13 protein-coding genes are annotated in these 20,000 nt (G+C 41.4%); 10 read left to right on the top strand and 3 right to left on the bottom strand.

The genetic code is table 11. The features are described from left to right. From ACYPZI_RS06425 to ACYPZI_RS06380, 10 genes are all read left to right on the top strand, one after another. On the top strand, positions 1-3,327 hold the full coding sequence (locus ACYPZI_RS06425; RefSeq protein ID WP_459599776.1) for a SusC/RagA family TonB-linked outer membrane protein: 3,327 nt from the start codon (positions 1-3) through the stop codon (positions 3,325-3,327). A gap of 11 nt (positions 3,328-3,338) precedes the next feature. Then, entirely contained in the window at positions 3,339-4,901 is a 1,563-nt protein-coding gene (locus tag ACYPZI_RS06420) for a RagB/SusD family nutrient uptake outer membrane protein (protein WP_459599774.1), read from the top strand. Positions 4,902-4,907: 6 nt separating this feature from the next. Continuing rightward, positions 4,908-5,942: a glycoside hydrolase family 18 gene (locus tag ACYPZI_RS06415; protein WP_459599773.1), complete on the top strand. Its 1,035-nt coding sequence runs from the start codon at positions 4,908-4,910 to the stop codon at positions 5,940-5,942. Between the two features lie 7 nt (positions 5,943-5,949). After that, positions 5,950-7,134: a DUF1735 and LamG domain-containing protein gene (locus tag ACYPZI_RS06410; RefSeq protein WP_459599771.1), complete on the top strand. Its 1,185-nt coding sequence runs from the start codon at positions 5,950-5,952 to the stop codon at positions 7,132-7,134. Positions 7,135-7,160: 26 nt separating this feature from the next. Further along, the gene (locus ACYPZI_RS06405) at positions 7,161-8,585 is read left to right on the top strand and encodes a BT_3987 domain-containing protein (protein WP_459599769.1); all 1,425 of its coding nucleotides are present in this window, start codon (positions 7,161-7,163) and stop codon (positions 8,583-8,585) included. A 34-nt stretch (positions 8,586-8,619) separates the two neighbouring features. Then, on the top strand, positions 8,620-10,083 hold the full coding sequence (locus tag ACYPZI_RS06400) for an Ig-like domain-containing protein (RefSeq protein WP_459599767.1): 1,464 nt from the start codon (positions 8,620-8,622) through the stop codon (positions 10,081-10,083). A 127-nt stretch (positions 10,084-10,210) separates the two neighbouring features. Continuing rightward, positions 10,211-12,454 carry a GH92 family glycosyl hydrolase gene (locus ACYPZI_RS06395; protein ID WP_459599765.1) on the top strand — a complete coding sequence of 748 codons (2,244 nt, stop codon included), beginning with the start codon at positions 10,211-10,213 and terminating at the stop codon, positions 12,452-12,454. Between the two features lie 20 nt (positions 12,455-12,474). Then, a complete protein-coding gene (locus tag ACYPZI_RS06390) occupies positions 12,475-13,908 on the top strand; it encodes a glycoside hydrolase family 125 protein (RefSeq protein ID WP_459599763.1) in 1,434 nt (477 codons plus the stop codon). 12 nt (positions 13,909-13,920) lie between these two features. Beyond that, entirely contained in the window at positions 13,921-16,227 is a 2,307-nt protein-coding gene (locus ACYPZI_RS06385) for a GH92 family glycosyl hydrolase (protein ID WP_459599761.1), read from the top strand. Positions 16,228-16,318: 91 nt separating this feature from the next. Further along, the gene (locus ACYPZI_RS06380) at positions 16,319-16,852 is read left to right on the top strand and encodes a hypothetical protein (protein WP_459599759.1); all 534 of its coding nucleotides are present in this window, start codon (positions 16,319-16,321) and stop codon (positions 16,850-16,852) included. Between the two features lie 87 nt (positions 16,853-16,939). Here ACYPZI_RS06380 and ACYPZI_RS06375 read toward each other — a convergent pair whose 3' ends face one another. The 3 genes from ACYPZI_RS06375 to ACYPZI_RS06365 all read right to left on the bottom strand — a co-directional run bounded on the left by ACYPZI_RS06375 (position 16,940) and on the right by ACYPZI_RS06365 (position 19,994). After that, positions 16,940-17,617, bottom strand: a complete 678-nt coding sequence (locus ACYPZI_RS06375; RefSeq protein WP_459599757.1) for a TIGR02117 family protein — start codon at positions 17,615-17,617, stop codon at positions 16,940-16,942. 246 nt (positions 17,618-17,863) lie between these two features. Beyond that, positions 17,864-19,366 carry a histidine ammonia-lyase gene (gene hutH, locus ACYPZI_RS06370; RefSeq protein WP_459599755.1) on the bottom strand — a complete coding sequence of 501 codons (1,503 nt, stop codon included), beginning with the start codon at positions 19,364-19,366 and terminating at the stop codon, positions 17,864-17,866. Positions 19,367-19,370: 4 nt separating this feature from the next. After that, entirely contained in the window at positions 19,371-19,994 is a 624-nt protein-coding gene (locus ACYPZI_RS06365; protein WP_459599753.1) for a cyclodeaminase/cyclohydrolase family protein, read from the bottom strand. Positions 19,995-20,000: the final 6 nt, after the last annotated feature.

Raw genomic sequence — 20,000 nt, 5'->3', positions numbered from 1 at the left:
ATGAGAATCACAATTTTATTGTTATTTGGAATAATATTTCACGTGGGAGCAAGTAATATGTATTCGCAGGTTGCGATCGTATCCTTGAATTTTAAGAATGTATCAGTAGAAGACGTATTAAACTCTATTGAAGAAAACTCTAAGTATCATTTTCTATATAATAGTAAATTGATAGATGTAGACCGGAAAGTTAATATTAATGTAAAAAACCAAACAGTAGAATCTGTACTGAAAACTTTATTTCAGCAGACCGATATTGTATATAAACTCGAAGGGGATCAGATTATCCTGTCGAAAGAGTTATCGTCCAATTCCGAAAGGCAACAGGTCCTTCAAACTGAGCGGAAAATAACCGGCGTAGTAAAAGATAGCGGCGGGGAGCCTGTTATTGGAGCCTCGATTGTAGTTAAGGGCTCTACTATTGGTGCTATGACAGATGTGGATGGTGTGTTTTCACTATCGATACCAAATGATACCAAATCGGTATTAGTTTCTTTTGTCGGTATGAAGACTAAAGAAGTGATATTGAGTAGCGAATCCAACTACAATATAATACTTGAGGACGCCCAAATCACTATCGACGAAGTTGTTGTCACGGCTTTGGGTATTAAGCGTGCCCAAAAAGCATTGAGCTACAATGTACAGGAAATCAATCAACGCGAATTGACCACCGTAAAAGATGCCAATCTGATCAACTCACTTTCAGGAAAAATAGCTGGGGTAAATATAAATTCCGGTTCATCCGGAGTTGGGGGAGCCAGTAAGGTTGTAATGCGTGGAGCAAAATCCATAGAGCAATCAAACAATGCCCTTTATGTGATTGATGGCATCCCTATGTACACAATGGGAGGCAGCGGTAGTGGAGGTAGAGGCGATGAGTTTGCATCGTCGGGTACGACTGAAGCCATAGCTGACATCAATCCTGAAGATATTGAAACTGTATCGGTATTGACCGGAGCGGCAGCAGCAGCCTTATATGGTAATCAGGGTGCAAATGGGGCGATTGTAATAACTACGAAAAAAGGTTCTGCCGATAAATTAGACGTGACGTTTTCCAGTAATACCGAAATATTGAATCCGTTTGTTCTTCCCCGTTTTCAGAATAGGTACGGGACCGGAGACTTAGCTGCTCAGGGCGGTTCTACAATCAGGAGTTGGGGTGAGAAATTAGTTCCTCAAAATTCATATGGCTATTTTCCGAAAAACGACTTTTTCGAGACAGGAACAGTCTTTACAAATGCGGTATCTGTGGCAACAGGGAACGCTAAAAGTCAGACTTATTTCTCGGCAGCGGTAGTGAACTCCAACGGAATAGTTCCTAACAACCAATATGACAGGTACAACTTTACTTTCAGAAACACAACTTCTTTTTTGAACGATAAATTGAAATTAGATTACGGAATGAATTATATCATTCAGAAAGATCAGAATATGATCAATAACGGTGTTTATTCAAATCCGATTGCTTCGGCTTATCTGTTTCCGAGAGGCGATGATTTTAATATGGTAAAGGTATTTGAGCGCTATGATCCGGCCCGGGGGATAAATGTCCAGTACTGGCCTCAGGGTGAAGGAGATTTCAGGTTACAGAATCCGTATTGGATAGCCTATCGCAATCTGAAAAATAATGATAAGAAACGCTATATGATTAATGCAGGGCTCAGTTACGATGCTTTAGACTGGCTGAATGTGACCGGGCATGTCCGTATAGATAATTCGAATAATGACTATACCGAAAAACTTTATGCTTCTACCAACTCGACACTGGCAGGTACCAATGGGCAATATGCGATAACAAAAGAGAACAATCAGCAGATTTATGCAGATGCTTTAGTAAATATCAATAAAGTATTCGGTGATTTTACACTAATGGTCAATGCGGGAGCCAGCATAAGCGACTTGAAGGCAGATGCACTTAAAGTGGAAGGGCCGGTCAGGGAAGACGGTATTCCCAATGTATTCAATGTATTTCAGTTGGACAGAGACAAGAAAAGAGAAAGCCAGTTGGGATGGAGAACTCAGTCGCAGGCTGTTTTTGCCAGTGCCGAAATAGGATATAAAGGAACTTATTACCTTACCTTAACGGGACGTAATGATTGGGAGTCTGCATTGGCTAACACCGAAACTCCTTCGTTCTTTTATCCGTCAGTAGGGCTATCTACCGTCTTGTCGCAAATAATATCCATGCCAAAACAAATAAAATATGTGAAGCTGAGAGCTTCATACGCCGATGTCGGAACACCTATTCCCCGTTTCATATCTACACCGACACATACATGGGACGATAACAGGGGCGTATGGGAGACATCTTCCATTTATCCGATCCGCGTTTTCAAACCGGAAAAGACATCTTCATGGGAATTAGGATTGACCACACGCTTTTTGGATAACTTCAGTTTAGATGTTTCATGGTATTATACAAATACAATTAATCAGACTTTCCAACCTCAGATATCAGTATCTTCCGGTTATTCGACAATCTATATGCAAACCGGTAAGGTGAGAAATACCGGATTGGAAACAGCTTTAAAATATAATAACAAATGGAAAGATTTGAGTTGGTCCAGTAACGTCATATTTAGCTTCAACCGGAATAAAATAGAAGAACTGGTAAAGAATGCAATTCATCCCGAAACCGGAGAGATTATTAATAAAGATAGATTGAATATCGGAGGGCTTGGACGCGCCAGTTTTATTTTGAAAACAGGTGGTACTCTCGGCGACCTTTACTCTACACAGGATTTGAAGCGTGATAATAATGGAAATATCTATGTAGATAATAATGGAAATATACAAAGCGTGCCTTCTGACGATATTTTCCTGGGCAGTGTTTTCCCTAAATATAACACATCTTGGAGAAACGATTTGTCATGGAAGAACTTTAATCTGGGATTCATGTTCTCGGCCAGGTTTGGCGGAATCGTATATTCATCGACACAGGCGGCTCTCGATTTCTACGGCGTTTCGGAACAATCGGCCCTAGCCCGTGATAACGGAGGTGTAGCCATAAATCGAGGGGATATAATCCCGGCCGAAACATGGTATAATGCTGTTGGAGCAAGTGACGGTTTGCCTCAATATTATGTTTATAGTGCAACAAACATCAGATTACAGGAATTGAGTTTTGGCTACACTTTCCCTAAAAGTATTATGAAATTCGGGGAAGTATCTATTGCAGCCGTTGGCCGTAATCTATGGATGATATACAATAAAGCTCCGTTCGATCCGGAAGCGGTTGCTACCACAGGAAACTATTTCCAGGGAATCGATCATTTCATGGTTCCTAGTTTACGGAATATCGGAGTAAACCTGAGAGTTAAATTTTAATACACAAGATTATGATACAGACAAAATCTATTTATAAAATATTTCTATTTGTAATCATCTTCTCTCTACAAGCTTGTACTGGTAATTTCGATGATATAAACAAGAACCCGTATGAAGTGACTGACGACGAAATGGAGAGAGGTAATTATAATACCGGGGCATCACTTGTCGGTCTGCAAGGTTATGTAATACCGACAGGCGAGAATTTGCACCAGTTTGTCGAAGGGCTTTCCGGAGGCGAATATGGAGGATATGTAGCAGCTATCGCACACTGGGGCGAAGGCAGTTTTGCTACCTACAACCCTCCTTTTAACTGGAATAGAGCACCCTTCGATGATGTTATTTCGGCGGTTTATCCACTGTATTTGCCATTGCACACGATGACAAAGGACCCGGTGATATTGTCTCTTGCCAAATTGTATAAAGTAGCTTCTATGCACAGAGTGACGGATGCTTATGGACCTATACCGTACTCCAAGATAGGGTCGGGCGAAGATGGTACATCCCTCAAGGCCCCATACGATTCACAAGAGGATGTTTACAAGCAAATGATAAAAGAATTGGATGAGGTAATAGAGACGCTTACTGATAATAGAAATGTCGATGCGGCGTCTTATGCCAAATTTGACAATGTATATGGAGGCGTGATTGTGAATTGGATCAAATTCGCCAACTCACTGAAGTTGCGTATTGCAATGAGAATGTCTTATGTTGAGCCTCAATTGGCCAAGCAGACTGCCGAGGAAGCTGTTTCACATTCGGTAGGTGTTATTGTATCGAATGCGGAAAATGCCTTTATTAAGGTGACTAAAAATCCTTGGAATCTGCAAATTAATGAATGGAACGATTCTCGTGCGGGGGCAGATATCATATCTTATATGAATGGATATAAAGATCCCCGCCGTGAGAAATATTTTACCGAATCCGGCTTCAGTTCAGGTAGTTATGTCGGAATGAGAGGCGGGATTGTTGTTGCGGCAAAAGATCCCTTGATTCCGTGTTCTAAAATCGTAGTAGGTGTTGCTACGCCAATGTTGTGGATGAATGCCTCGGAGGTGGCCTTTCTGAAGGCAGAAGGAGCCCTGAGAGGCTGGAATATGGGCGAACAGGCTGAGGCTTTGTATAACAAAGGTATCGAATTGTCATTCGAACAAAATGGAGCGTCGGGGGTAGCCAATTATATTGCGGATGCAACCAATACGCCCGGATCTTATACTTATCCGTTAGGAAACACAAATTATGATTTTAGCGCCAAATCTGCAATAACGATAAAATGGAATAGCAGTGATACTTTCGAGAAAAATCTGGAAAGAATTATTACTCAAAAGTGGATTGCCATATTTCCATTGGGTAACGAAGCGTGGGCCGAATTTAGGCGTACCGGTTATCCCAAGCTTGCACCGGTGGTGGAAAACAGGAGTGGCGGAGCGGTTCCGAATGGCACATACGTCAAACGTTTGACATTCTCAAGTACAGAGTACAACGAGAACAGAGAAAACGTGTACGATGCAATAGGATTGCTCAATGGCCCTGATAACCAGGGAACTAAATTATGGTGGGATAAAAAAAATTAAGATGCTATGAAAAAGAAATTTTGTTTTAAGAATATTATTCTTCTTTTTTTCTTTGTTGGAGTAGTTACTTCTTGTAATGATTGGACTTCTCCCGAGAATTTGGATATTAAAGTATCGAACATAGAAGAAGAGAATAGTGAATTGTATCAACAATATCTCGAGAATCTGAGAAACTATAAAAAGAGTTATCATCAATTACTCATAGGCTGGTTTGACAATAGCGACAAAAACTATGTCAGTCGAGGTATGCATTTGGGCTCTTTGCCGGATAAGGTAGACATTGTGTCTTTGATGAGTCCCGATAGCCTGAATGATACGGAGCTGGCTGAAATCAGTGTCTTGCGTAATGACAAGGGTACTAAAGTTGTTTATACGATCGATTATGATGCAATAGCCCGCAATATAAATGATAAAATAAATGAGGCGCAGGAGGCGGCGCAGGAGAATCCTGAAATTGTTATTCCAGACTTCTTCGGGCTTCTCGAACCGGAACTCGATAAACAGTTCTCGTTGCTTTCCAAATATAATTATGATGGGCTGTGTATCGGCTATAAGGGTTTTTCAATACAATTCCCAACAGTAGCAGATCTGGAAAATATAACGAGAGTGCAAAATATGATTTTCGATAGATTGAATAATGTCTCTGCCGGTGTATTGCTCTTTGCAGGCTTGCCCGAAAATATTATAGACAGAAGCCGTCTGGAACAATTTGATTATATTATATTACAGACTCAGACCGCTCAGGATATAAATATGATCGATGTATTAGCTCATGCTTCTATTCAGGCGGGAGTTCCTACAGATCGTATCGTTGTGTCGGCATTACCGCCATCTTTGGACCCTACCGATACCAAGACAGGAGTATTTTCCGACAAGAGCAATTGTATCGTAGGCACAGCCAAATGGCTCAAGATACCGGGTAATTTTACTAAAGCCGGATTGGCTATTTATAATATCAATAATGATTATTATAACTCAGAATCAGATTATAAATATACACGGGAAGCAATTGAAATAATGAATCCTTCTCCTCAAAAATAATTGACTTATGAAACCATATATAAAATATCTGACTATTGTTATATTTTTATTAACAACATTGTCCGCGTGCAACCGGGTGGATGAAAAGGAATCGAACTTTACAAATGTCGCTTATATAGAAGCGGCAAAGAATACCCAGTCCGAATATATCGCTTTGAGAAACAAAGACACTCATATCGAGAGGAACATCCAGTCATCATTGGCCTTGCCTATCGGGAGTGATGTGAACATCAACTATAAGATAGATTTTTCGTTAGTGGAGGATTATAATGCGACAAGTACCACAAAGTGCGAAGCCTTGCCGGATGAGTTCTTTGAAATATCGGAAACAAAAGCTATCATACCCGCCGGAGAAGTGAGGTCTACCAATGTCCTGCTGACATTCAAAGACCTGGATAATTTGCCTAGAACAAAGACATTTATATTACCGGTCACAATTGAAAACGCTTCGAATATCGATGTCCTGAAAGGTTCTAAAACCTATTACTATCTATTAAGGAAAGGGGCGCCGATCACAACAGCTGCCAATATCGAAGACACAGGGCTATATGCTCCTTCAGTATTGACAAATTTCAATGGCTTGAGTAAGGTTACGATGGAAGCTTTGGTACGTGCAAATAAATGGGGTGGACCTGAAGCCGGTATTTCTACTCTTATGGGTATTGAGGGTTATTTCCTGATTCGTTTTGGTGATTCAAGTTACGAGGATCAGATACAGGTTGCAACCAGCTCATCATTTGGAGGAAACTGGCCGGCCAAGAATGCGGCGTTCAGATTACCTAAAGATCAATGGTTGCATATTGCTCTTACTTACGATTTGGGTACTCACGAAATGATTCTTTATGTGAATGGCAAAGTTCAGGCTAAGGATACACGAGGAAGCGCTTCGTCGATGAATCTTGCCAGCAATTTCTTTATAGGTAAATCGTGGAGTGATAACAGACCTTGGAATGGGGCAATTTGTGAAGCCCGCATATGGAATGTGGTAAGGACTCAGGAACAGCTAAATGCTTCGAAATATGAGGTGGCCTCTGATAGTGAAGGGCTGTTGGCTTATTGGAAGTTTGACGAAGGAGAAGGGAATGTCATCAATGACTATACCAACAATGGGAATAATCTCACATTGGTTCCGAAAGAAAATGGTTCGACCAGTCCTATCAAATGGATGGCCGTAGAGTTAGGGGAAGAGTAATACTATTTTAATTAAAATTTAAGATTATGTATATACACAATATGGTACAGACAAAAATTAGTCTATACTCGCTATTTTTGATGATAGTCTTTATGTTGTCATCGTGTAGTAATGATGATATTGTAATAGGGAAAGTGGACGAATTTCCGTATCAATCGGCAAATGAGAGCTATGCCTATATGAAACATGCAGGAAGTGTAAACAATGTTCTGAATATAGATGTAAGACAAGATGAAGTGAAAAATATTATTGTCGGATTAACCAAGCCCGGCGAAAAAGCTATAGATGTGAAGCTGAGCATCGATCCGTCTTTGGTAGAATCATTCAATAAATCGAATTTCACGCAATACGAACTATTCCCTCTAAATTTGGTAAAAATAGATAATGAGGGCGATGTAAACATTCCGAAGTGGAGACAGGAATCAGAACCTGTACTTGTGCATCTGACTAAAGACAATACGCTGGAAGGTAACTCTTATCTGTTGCCTGTAGTTCTCAAAGCTGTGTCGAATACAGGTGTTTCGGCTAACGGACAAGTCATCTATTATGTCATAAATGTAGCGCCGCCGGTTCCAAGTTCCGCTAAAGAAGGATGGAATGGGGTTAGTATATGTTATGTCGAGGTAAACTCTAACAATCCACTTAATGTAGGGACTTATACGCTGAAAAATAGTGGAAAGCCATTTTTTGATATTTGTCAGATATTTGCTGCCAATATGAATTACAATGCCGAGACCGGTAAGGTCTATCTGAGCCTTAATGAAAATGTGCAGCATTTGTTAGCCAACCGTGACAAATATATCAAACCGCTTCAGGATAAGGGTATCAAAGTTTGTCTCAGTATCCTGCCTAACCACGGTGGAGTCGGGTTGTTGAACCTGACTAACACTGCCGCCAAGGAATTTGCTGTCGAAATAAAAGCAGCTGTAGATGCTTATGGCCTCGATGGAGTAGACTTTGATGAAGAATGGGCCGACTATGGCAACAACGGTTTGCCGGGAGCGAATACGACTTCATATGGCCGGCTTTTGTTCGAAGTAAGGAAGCTGCTGCCCAGACCTAAAATCATTACAGTATACTATATCGGTATCAGTGGGCTTACAAACCCTGTGGAAGGAATTTATCCGGGACAAATGATAGATTACTCGTATTACCCGTATTATGGAAGTTTCTCAACAAGTTTTGGTTCCATCGGTGGCCTTACCAAGGCCCAATGGGGACCATATCCTTATGCTTTCCATTCTACAAACGGGAACGTGCTATATCCTAGCATAAGTACAACGAACATCAACAGAATAAAAAATGAAGGCTATGGCGTAAACCTGATGTATGATATCAGAGGCCAGTTTAATGGTGCTGTGATGGACTACTCGAACAGGTTGACCATTATATCCAATATCCTGTATGGTGAGGAGGTTGTCGCCGGAGAAATATATCAGAAAGATTGGTAAGAAACAGATGAAATACATATAAAAAACAGATTATATGAAAAACTTAAATAAAATATTGGTTATTGGGCTTCTGTCGATGTTGGCTATTGCCTGCTCCGAGGATAAGGACAATATGCTTCAGGTAGCCAAAGGTAATCTTGTGACAGAAATATCGCTGGATGTTACAGCCGACGGAATCATTCTTGCCGATACGGGGGATGTTGCAAATGTGAAAGTGTTGGCAAAACCTCTGGATGCGGAAGATATAGGAAATTATGAGTATAGATCGGGGGATACTAAAGTGTTTACAGTCGATAGCAAAGGGATTGTGACTGCAACAGGGCCCGGAAGTGCGATATTAAGCGTTGTAGCTAAAAATAATGCTAATGTAACGGCCAAATGTAATGTGCTGGTTGTGGGAACACGTATTTCCGGCATTGAGATAAAAGAGGACTATAAAAACCGCGTGGTGACGCGTACGAATGCAACTGGTCCTACTTTCGATCTGTCGCAGCAAATTACCATTTTACCTGCTGAAGCGAATATCAAATTGCTTAAATATACTTCGTCTAATCCGGCAGTAGCAATTGTGAACGAAAACGGGCTTGTTACCCCTATCTGGGAAGGGGAAACGCAGATACGTGCCGAAGCAACCGATAAAAGCGGCGTTTTTGATATTTGTAATTTGACCGTAAAAATAACTCCTGTTTCATCTATTGCAGTTGGAGCCAATTATCAGAATTTTTCTGTGAACAATTTGTTCAATGGGGCCAATGACGAAACCTTGCCCATTACTATAACAAAAGGAACCGCAAATGCAAGCCGGATTACTGTACTTCCAACTACTGCAACAAGAAATACGTTGGAATACATATCATCCGATCCGAATATCGTAACTGTCGCCGCCGATGCCAGTAATTATTTGGTGGTTACACCTAAAAGTGGAGGTACTGCGACAATCGATATAAATGCGACCGATGGCTATAGTGCTACTGTGCAGTCGAAGATAACGGTTCACGGTGTGCTCGATCGTACCGGTTGGACTATAAAGGAATCTTCGCCATCAGGTGCGGTGGCCGATGGCACAGACTTGTGGGGTGGGCCGATAGCAAACCTGATCAAAGATAATGGTGATGCCGCAGGTCTTATTAAAGCCGGTGCTCCCGGGGGGCCGGCTGCCGGAAGCGATGTTTATTTCGTCATTGATATGGCACAGCAAAAAACATTTGATTATTTTATCGTTTCGGGGACATGGTCGGGAAATATTAATACAGGGGTTAAAATTAACAATTTAGCTTTGTTTGGTAGTAATAATGGTAGTACATTTGATCCGATAGAAAGCGAAAAAACTATCTCGACAGGTCAATATAATACTTTTATCAAATTAAATGCATCGTACACTTACCGCTATGTAAAAGTGGTGGTTAAGAATACAAGCTATGGTTATAACCCCTCTGGAAATACATACCAGAAGGTAACTCATTATGTAATAAAGGACTTTAGATTGGCTTCAAAATAGAAAGTTGATAATTGAATAATTTAAATGCCAGCTTAATATTAGTTAGGTTGGCATTTTTTAATAAAAACCGATGCCAGATCAATCTGTAAAATTGATTGTTAGAAATTGAATAATAAAATTACAATATATGAATATCAAAAAGATAATCGGATGTGTACTGTCTTTTGCCTGCTTATCGGCGACGTGTAACAAAAAACCGCAAACAGACACTATACAAAACCTGACCCGGTATGTAGATCCATATATCGGCACAGGGGGGCACGGGCATGTATTTCTCGGAACGAATGTACCTTTCGGATTGGTTCAACTCGGACCTACGAATATTACCGGAGGCTGGGATTGGACATCCGGATATCATATTTCCGATTCTACTATCTGGGGATTTACACATATGCATCTTAGCGGTACTGGTATTGGCGATTTGCTCGATATTGCAGTTATGCCTGTCGTTGGGGATGTGAAATTAGGAAAAGGAGTTGCCGGTGATCCGGGCTCAGGTATGTATTCGCTCTTTAGCAGAGATAAAGAGATTGCCAGAGCGGGATTCTATGCCGTTCACCTCGACCGTTACAACATCGGTGTCGAATTGACGGCAACAAAAAGAGTCGGATTCCATAAGTACATTTTTCCCGAATCAACAGAATCCAAAGTTGTTATAGATCTGAAAAGCCACCTCAACTGGGATGGACCGACGGACACATATCTGATTCAGGAAAACGATACGGTCATATCAGGTTATCGTTTTTCGAAAGGGTGGGCTAATGACCAGCGGATATTTTTTACGGCAGTCTTTTCTAAACCGATGAAACAGTTTATATTATCGGATGGTGAGGAACAAGAGAATATAAAAGGCGGTCGCGAACTAAGGGCGACAGGAGTGTACGGACAGGCATTGTTCGACACCAAAGATAAAGAAGAAATCTATATAAAAGTAGCTCTTTCGCCTGTTAGCATTGATGGTGCCAGGAGAAATATGGAAGCGGAACTACCCGGATGGGATTTCTCCGGTACGGTTAGGAAGGCAGATCAGGCGTGGAATAGCGAATTGAATAAAATACAGATAGAGTCGGGAGATCAAAAAGTATTACGTACATTTTACACTGCCCTTTATCATACAATGATCGCACCCTCCGAATTTTGTGATGTGGATGGCAGTTATATGGGAACGGATAAGAAAATATATGTAAATGCTCCATTCGTAAATTATACAACTTTTTCTCTGTGGGATACATACAGGGCGGCACATCCGCTAATGTCCGTCATCCATCCCGAAAAAGTTGATGATGTGATAAGCTCGATGCTGGCTATTTATCAGCAGCAAGGTAAATTACCGGTATGGCATCTGATGGGATGTGAAACTGACTGTATGGTCGGAAATCCGGCTATTCCGGTTGTGGCTGACGCCATGCTGAAAGGCTTCAGTGGATTTGACCGCGAACTGGCTTACGAAGCTATGAAAGCATCGGCAATGCTCGATGAACGGGGACTCGGACTGTATAAAAAGTATGGTTATATCCCCTTTGACAAATACAATGAATCTGTAGCTACATGCTTGGAATATGCTTTGGCAGACTGGGCTCTGGCACAAGTAGCCCTGCAAAATGATAAAAAGACAGACTACCAGTATTTTAATGACAGAAGCAGGGCTTATAAATACTATTTTGATACGGAAACTCATTTTTTGAGAGGACTTTCCTCCGAAGGAAAATGGCGTACACCTTTCAACCCTTTTCAGTCTACACACCGGGAAGACGATTATACGGAAGGGAATGCCTGGCAATATACCTGGCTGGTGCCTCACGATATAGAAGGACTGATGGGGCTTTTTGGCTCACGCGAAAATTTTCATCAGAAACTCGATTCCCTGTTCACGGTTGAAGGCAATATGGGAGAAGAAGCATCACCTGACATCAGCGGTCTTATAGGCCAATATGCCCATGGTAATGAACCAAGCCATCATGTGCTTTATCTTTATACCATGACCGGTCAGCCATGGAAAACGGCATCTTTGGTAAGACAAGTGCTTTCGGAACTGTATCATGATAAGCCCGATGGGCTGTCCGGAAATGAAGACGTGGGCCAGATGTCGGCATGGTATATCCTTTCGGCACTTGGCATGTATCAGGTAGAACCTGCCGGAGGACGTTATTACTTCGGATCGCCAATTATTGACAAAGCTGCATTGAATGTAGGAAATGGAAAAGAGTTTATGATTAGAGTGCAAAATAATTCGGAAGAAAACAAATATATACAAAGTATCAAGCTGAATGGCAAACCATATAAACTTCCATATATAACATTCGGAGATATCCAAAAAGGAGGTAAACTTGAGCTGGAGATGGGCATAAAGCAAGTGGTTTGGAGTAAATAAGAAATGTAAAACAGCTAGAGATGAAATTACAGCATTTTTTTATATCATTTTTGATCTGTGCAGGAATAAGTACTCTGCCCCTCACAGGTCAGGTCAAATCTGAATACGTATCTCAACGTAAGCCTGCCAAAGAGAGATTATTCACTTCGCAGATTGTAGAGAGTGAAATAACCCGTATAAAAGGATTACTAAAAAATCCGAAGCTGGCATGGATGTTCGAAAACTGCTATCCCAATACGTTGGAAACAACTGTACATTATCGCCGGACGAACGGTATGCATGATACTTTCGTTTATACGGGAGATATTCATGCCATGTGGCTACGCGACTCGGGAGCTCAGGTATGGCCGTATGTTCGGTATGCCAATCGCGATGCAAAGTTGAAAGGTATGCTGGCAGGAGTTATTAACCGTCAGTTTATCTGCTTGACGATAGATCCTTATGCCAATGCTTTCAACGATGGAGCTGTTGAAAATAGCCGTTGGGCCAGTGATGTTACTAACGAGCCTGCTAATCCGCTTGTTTATGAACGTAAATGGGAAATTGATTCGCAATGTTATCCTATCCGTCTGGCATATGAATATTGGAAAATTACGGATGACACACAAGTTTTTGGTAATACATGGATCAAAGCTATCGAAAATATACTGAAGACAATGAAGGAACAGCAGCGTAAGGATAGTCCGGGCGAATATTTTTTCCTTCGGGTAACGGACCGTCAGTTAGATACAAAGAACAATCGAGGGTGGGGCAACCCCGTAAAACCCGTTGGCCTGATAGCTTCTGCTTTCCGCCCTTCGGACGATGCTACATCATACGAATTCCTTGTTCCTTCCAATTTTATGGCTGTATCTTCATTACGCAAAGCTGCTGAGATACTTCTTACGGTCAATAAAAATGAAAAGCTTGCTAATGAGTGCACAGTTTTAGCTGATGAAGTAAAAACTGCTCTTAAACAATATGCGACTTATAACCACCCGAAATACGGAACTATCTACGCTTACGAGGTTGATGGCTTTGGCAATCAATATCTTATGGATGATCCGAATGTTCCAAGTCTGTTGGCAATGGCATATTTGGGCGATGTAGATGTAAATGATCCAATCTATCAGAATACACGCCGGTTTGTATGGAGTGATGATAATCCTTACTTCTTTAAAGGTAAAGCCGGCGAAGGAATAGGCAGCCCGCATATTGGTCGTCACGATATGATATGGCCAATGAGTATTATGATGAAAGCTTTCACATCTCAAGATGATACAGAGATAAAGGCATGTATTGCACAACTCTTGGCAACGGATGCCAATACCGGATTTATGCACGAATCGTTCCACAAAGACAATCCGGAGGAGTTTACCCGCGAATGGTTTGCTTGGCAGAACACTTTATTTGGGGAACTTATCATTAAGCTTGTCAACGATGGGAAACTAAATGTATTAAACTCTATAAATTAAGTCGATTATCCTATGAAAAAATTGCTTCTCCCTTTTATAGTAACAGCTGTCCTTATTTCTATGGAGGCTTGCAAAAAGACCGGCATCGAAATACAAAATGAGAAATCTTGTCCGTCCGGTTATGTCAGTACGCTTGTCGGCTCGTTATCCACATTTGCTCTGTCGACGGGGAATACATATCCGGCTACGGCGCTTCCATGGGGTATGAATTTCTGGACTCCGCAAACCGGTAAAATGGGCGATGGCTGGACATATAATTATGCTGACCACAAGATACGCGGTATTAAGCAAACACATCAACCAAGTCCATGGATCAATGATTATGGACAATTCTCGGTCATGCCTGTGAAAGGACGTAGCAAAATCGATCAGGATGCTCGCAGCAGCTCTTTCTCGCACAAATCGGAAGTGGCTAAGCCTTATTATTACAGCGTGTATCTGGGAGATCATGACGTGATTGCAGAGCTGGCGCCAACCGAAAGGGCAGCTATTATACGGTTTACATTTTCGGAAAGCAACGAAAATGCCGTCGTAGTCGACGCCTTCGATAAAGGGTCGTATATAAAAGTGATCCCTGAGAAAAATACGGTTGTAGGATATACCACCCGAAATAGCGGAGGCGTACCCGATAATTTCTGTAACTGGTTCGTTATTGAATTCGACACGCCGTTTGCCAGTACGAATGTATGGCAAGATGGGAGCAAGATTATAGCAGGAGCCCAAGAATACAAAGGAGATCATGCCGGAGCGATTGTTGGTTTCGATACAAAAAGAGGTCAACAAGTAAATGCGCGTATAGCCTCATCTTTCATTAGCCTCGATCAGGCTTATACCAATCTGAAAGAATTGGGTAGCGAAGATTTCGATACAATCAAAGATAAAGCCCAATCGCGCTGGGACGATATATTAGGTCGTATTCAGGTAGAAGGCGGAACAACAGAGCAATACAGTACATTCTATTCGTGCCTGTACAGAAGTGTTCTTTTCCCCCGCAAATTTTATGAGGTTGACGAAAACGGAAAGGTTGTCCACTACAGTCCTTACAACGGAAAAGTTCTTCCGGGATATATGTACACCGATACTGGTTTGTGGGATACTTTCCGAAGCTTATTCCCATTGTTGAACCTTGTCTATCCGTCGGTGAACGAAGAGATTCAGCAAGGACTTGTTAATGTTACATTGGAAAGCGGATTCTTGCCGGAATGGGCTAGTCCGGGGCATCGCGACTGTATGATCGGCAATAATTCAGCTTCGGTAGTGGCTGATGCTGTAATGAAAGGCATATCGGGGCAAGATTTAGAGATTTTATACAAGGCATTGGTACACGGAACAGAGAATGTTTATCCGGGAGTAAATTCTACGGGTCGACTGGGACACGAGTATTACAATACACTCGGATACATTCCTTATGATGTAAGCATTAAAGAAAACGCAGCCCGTACACTCGAATACGCATACAACGACTGGTGTATTCTTCAACTCGCAAAAAAGCTTAACCGCCCAGAAGAAGAAATAAGCAAATGGAGTACCAGAGCCATGAACTACCGAAATCTATTCGACCCTGAAACCAAACTAATGCGTGGACGAAACAAAGATGGTAGCTTCCAGGCGCCTTTCAACCCTTATAAATGGGGAGACGCCTTTACGGAGGGAAATAGTTGGCATTATACTTGGAGTGTTTTCCATGATGTACAGGGCTTAATCAGCTTGATGGGAGGAAAAGAAAACTTTGCACAGATGCTGGATTCGGTATTTGTTGTGCCTCCAATCTTTGATGATAGCTACTATGGATTCGAAATTCACGAAATAACCGAAATGGTTATTATGAACATGGGGAATTATGCTCATGGAAATCAGCCGGTTCAGCACATGATATACTTATACAATTGGGCTGGCCAGCCATGGAAGAGCCAATATTGGGCACGTGAAGTGATGGATAAACTTTATACATCATTGCCTGATGGCTATTGCGGCGATGAAGATAACGGACAAACCTCAGCCTGGTACGTATTCTCTTCGTTAGGCTTCTATCCTGTATGTCCTGGTAGCGACGAATATATAATTGGTTCACCTTTATTCAAGAAAGCAACTATCACTCTTGAAAACGGGAATAAGATAGAACTATCGGCTACGGATAATTCGCCTGCAAATAGATATATTTCGTCGTTGAAATTCAATGGTAAAGAGTACACCAAGAATTTTCTTAATTATTCGGAACTAATAAAAGGAGCGATAATAAATTACGAAATGTCTTTAACTCCGAATCATAATCGAGGTATCGAAGATTGCGACTTTCCATTCTCCTTTTCTAAGGAGTAATAATTTATTTCCAGGTTGTTATAATAAAGTAAGAAAAGTTTTAGCGAGGCAAATAAACAAAAATATCTATCGATTCAAAATCAGACTACAAATGAACTTCGAGACTAAGCTTGCCGGGCGTATAGGGATGGACGACATTTACGAAATACTTCGTTTAACCCAACATAGCGATCGTTGTAAACAAGAACTATATGATTTGATTATTGGAGAAGATGAAAAAATAGGATATTATGCGGCTTGGATTTTCACTCATTTTTCTTCAGAAGCTAATAAATGGCTATATGAAAAGCAAGGTGAGCTTATTGACGAAGTGATAACTTGTAAGCATGGAGGCAAGCGAAGAATCCTCCTCAATTTGCTTTATAAACAGCCTTTCGCTGATCCTCCGAGGGTTGATTTCTTGGATTTCTGTTTAGAGCGGATGCTGTCTTCTCAGGAATTACCGGGTGTGCAGTCTCTATGTATGAAAATAGCTTACGAGCTCTGCCGTACTATCCCTGAATTAACTCAGGAACTAAAAATTACTCTTGAAATGATGGAAGGGGAATTATGCCCCGCTATTCGAACTGTAAGGAAAAATATTCTCAAAGCGATGCAAAAAGGGAAAAGTTTACAGAAATATTAGGCTATGGATTAGAGATATGTAGCTTATCCTATGCCAGAGTATTTAAGATAGAATTATATAAAACGCCGGAGATAAGACTCTGTTTATTCATTTATAAATTGAAAATATAGGATCGTCAAAAAATGTCCAAAGACAATGTTTCTGCCCACAAGCCTTTAGAGCATCGTTTACCCATGTATTGCACGAATAGAATAGATTGTAATGTCCTCTGGCCTCGTAAAAAGCATCAGCGGTGCCATAGGCTGCATCGGTTTTGATGTTTATGAAATTACCATCTGCTCCTTTCTTAAACCTATCGGTAATAAAGACTACCAGGCATTCATATTGTTGCTTACTGATCATCATCTTCCGGCAATTATTATCTTCTGCCAATTCCTTATAATATGTGGTATGCATAGCTGTCGTCCCGAGCCAGAAAGCGGCTTTGAAGGCAAGTCCGAAAGTGAGATCGTCCCATGTAGGCATATCAAGAAAAAAGCCTTTGTCTCCCCAGCCAAATGCGAGAAAACTATATACCGTATCTTGGGAAATATTGTTTTGGAATGGTATTTTCTTACTCCAGTCTATTATTTCATTACGGACGGGAACAACTATATCAGTATGTTTACCATTGGTCTTAATAAAAACAGGAACTTCTTTGGCGGCATCTTTTTCTGCCGATATAACGATGTGCGAGCAACAATATCCGATACCGAAATAAAGTGCAGTGAACACAATGATGCTGATCAATACTCGTTTTAAAATCTTTAATATCCGCTTTAACATGAGTTTCCTTTAATTGGGGGCTAAGGTAGTGATTAGAGCTGATATGTATTGCTACATAACTATGAGGTTTTATGTATACCCGAAGCTTCTCTGATCTAAACAGGCTGTCTCAAAAGATAGAATTCCCGTCTTTGCGAGGGTTTACCCGAAGCAATCCAGCTATCTGTTTCTGGATTGCTTCGCCTTTTAAGTTCGCAATGACGGATGAAGGATCTTTTACTTTCGGGACAGCCACTTGTCTATATATTATTCCATAAAATCTAAAGAAACCCTGTTCAAAAAAGCAACAGTTTTATGGATTTCTTTATACATTACTATATCATCTTTCACAAAAGGCACTTCTTTACGGTATTCTTTTAAGAACTCTTCAAGAACAGGTGATGTTTTTACCGGATGGCGGAAGTCGATCCCTTGCGCTGCATTCATCAATTCTATTGCAAGAATATGGTTTAAGTTATCCATGATCTTGAAAAGCTTGACAGCTGCATTCGCCCCCATGCTTACATGGTCTTCCTGTCCGTTGGAAGAAACAATCGAATCACTGGAAGCCGCATAGCAGTACATTTTGTTCTGACTGACCATTGACGCCGATGTATACTGGGGAATCATGAACCCGGAATTCACCCCCGGATTGGCAACCAGAAATTCAGGCAACCCCCGCAAGCCCATAATCAACTGGGCCACACGCCGCTCCGAAATATTGCCTAGCTCTGCCAAAGCGATAGCCAGAAAATCGTAAGTGATAGCAAGTGGTTGTCCGTGAAAATTACCCCCTGAAACAATTTTATCCTCATCGGGGAAAATCGTCGGATTGTCTGTCACCGAATTTATCTCTGTCAGTAAAACAGATGAGACATAGTTGATAGCATCCTTAGTCGCGCCATGCACTTGCGGAATGCATCGGAAAGAATATGGATCTTGCACATGATCTTTCTTTCGGGAAATAAGCTCGCTTCCCTGAAGTAATTTTCTGAAAGTTTCAGCAGTTCTGATCTGTCCCTGATGAGGCCTCATTTGGTGCAGTCCTTCATAAAAAGGATCGATACAGCCATCAAACGCTTCGAGCGACAATGCGGCAATCAAATCTGCTTTTTTAGAAAGTTTGAAAGCTCTCAACATGGCAAATACGCCGTTAGCACTCATAAACTGAGTGCCGTTCAGCAGAGCCAGCCCTTCTTTACTCATCAGGCGGATAGGCTTCCAGCCGAATTCATCGAGAACGCCCATTGCTTCACGTTTCTTTCCCTGATAATATACATCGCCTACACCTATAAGCGGGAGGAATAGATTTGCCAAAGGGGCTAAATCACCGGATGCACCCAACGAACCACGATCGCATACGATGGGTATAATGTCATTGTTAAAGAAATCGATGATACGCTCTACAGTTATTACCTGAACTCCGCTATATCCCAACGAAAGGGCATGAGCTTTGAGCAACATCATCAACTTAACAATCACCGGCGATATTTCTGAACCCACACTGCAAGCATGTGATTTTATAAGATTTTCCTGTAAACGAGTAAGCTCGTCTGGTGATATATTCTTATTGCACAACGACCCAAAACCCGTCGTAATCCCATACAGCGGAGTAGTTTGCGATGCCACCTTCAAATCAAGATAGTCCCTGCATTTTTGGATACGCTCTTTCGCCTGAGGCGCTAGTTCCAGTTTCAGGTTTTTATTAATTATATTTTCTATTAATTCGAAAGTCAAATCTCCCGAACCAATATAGTAGACATTCTTCATAAGGTTACAATATTTTACTCACCCTGTCCAGCAACTCCTTTTCTTTTGCAATAGCCTCTTGTTCCAGATAATTTGCCTCCTGCGTCATAAGGGCGACATATTCAATATCTTTGATAGAGGAAAGATTTATTTTTACGTTCAACAATGCACCCAACACCGCTGTTCTGGCAGTCATCATACTCACGCAAGCATCAGTAATCGCATTCTGATTTCCATTCTCTGCTACCGTTGCAATAATATCCATCATATCGAGGGCTTTACGCGCAACCTCCATCGGAATTTCGGCAGCTTGCTTAGTCGCAGCCTGGATTTCTTTTGTGCGTTCGGCTTTCTCTTCATCGGTTTCTTTCGGTAATTTGAATGCTTCAAAGACTTTATTGTAGGCCTCGGAGTCAGCATCTATGTCGCGTACAAAGCTAGCCATATAATTACTGGCCGAGGAAGCTATTCTTCGCATAAGATCTTCCTTTTCTTCATACTTTTTCTTACCAATCGTAAGATTTGCAACCATTTCGGTTAATGCCGATGCTAGAGCCGCATTCAATGCCGCCACGCTACCTCCTCCGGGAACGGGATCACTGCCTGCCGTTTTTGCCAAGAAATCTTTTAGTGATAATTTTGCTAACATGATATT

The sequence above is a fragment of the Dysgonomonas reticulitermitis genome (assembly GCF_054601275.1).
This window is presented reverse-complemented; position numbering and strand designations above follow the sequence as displayed.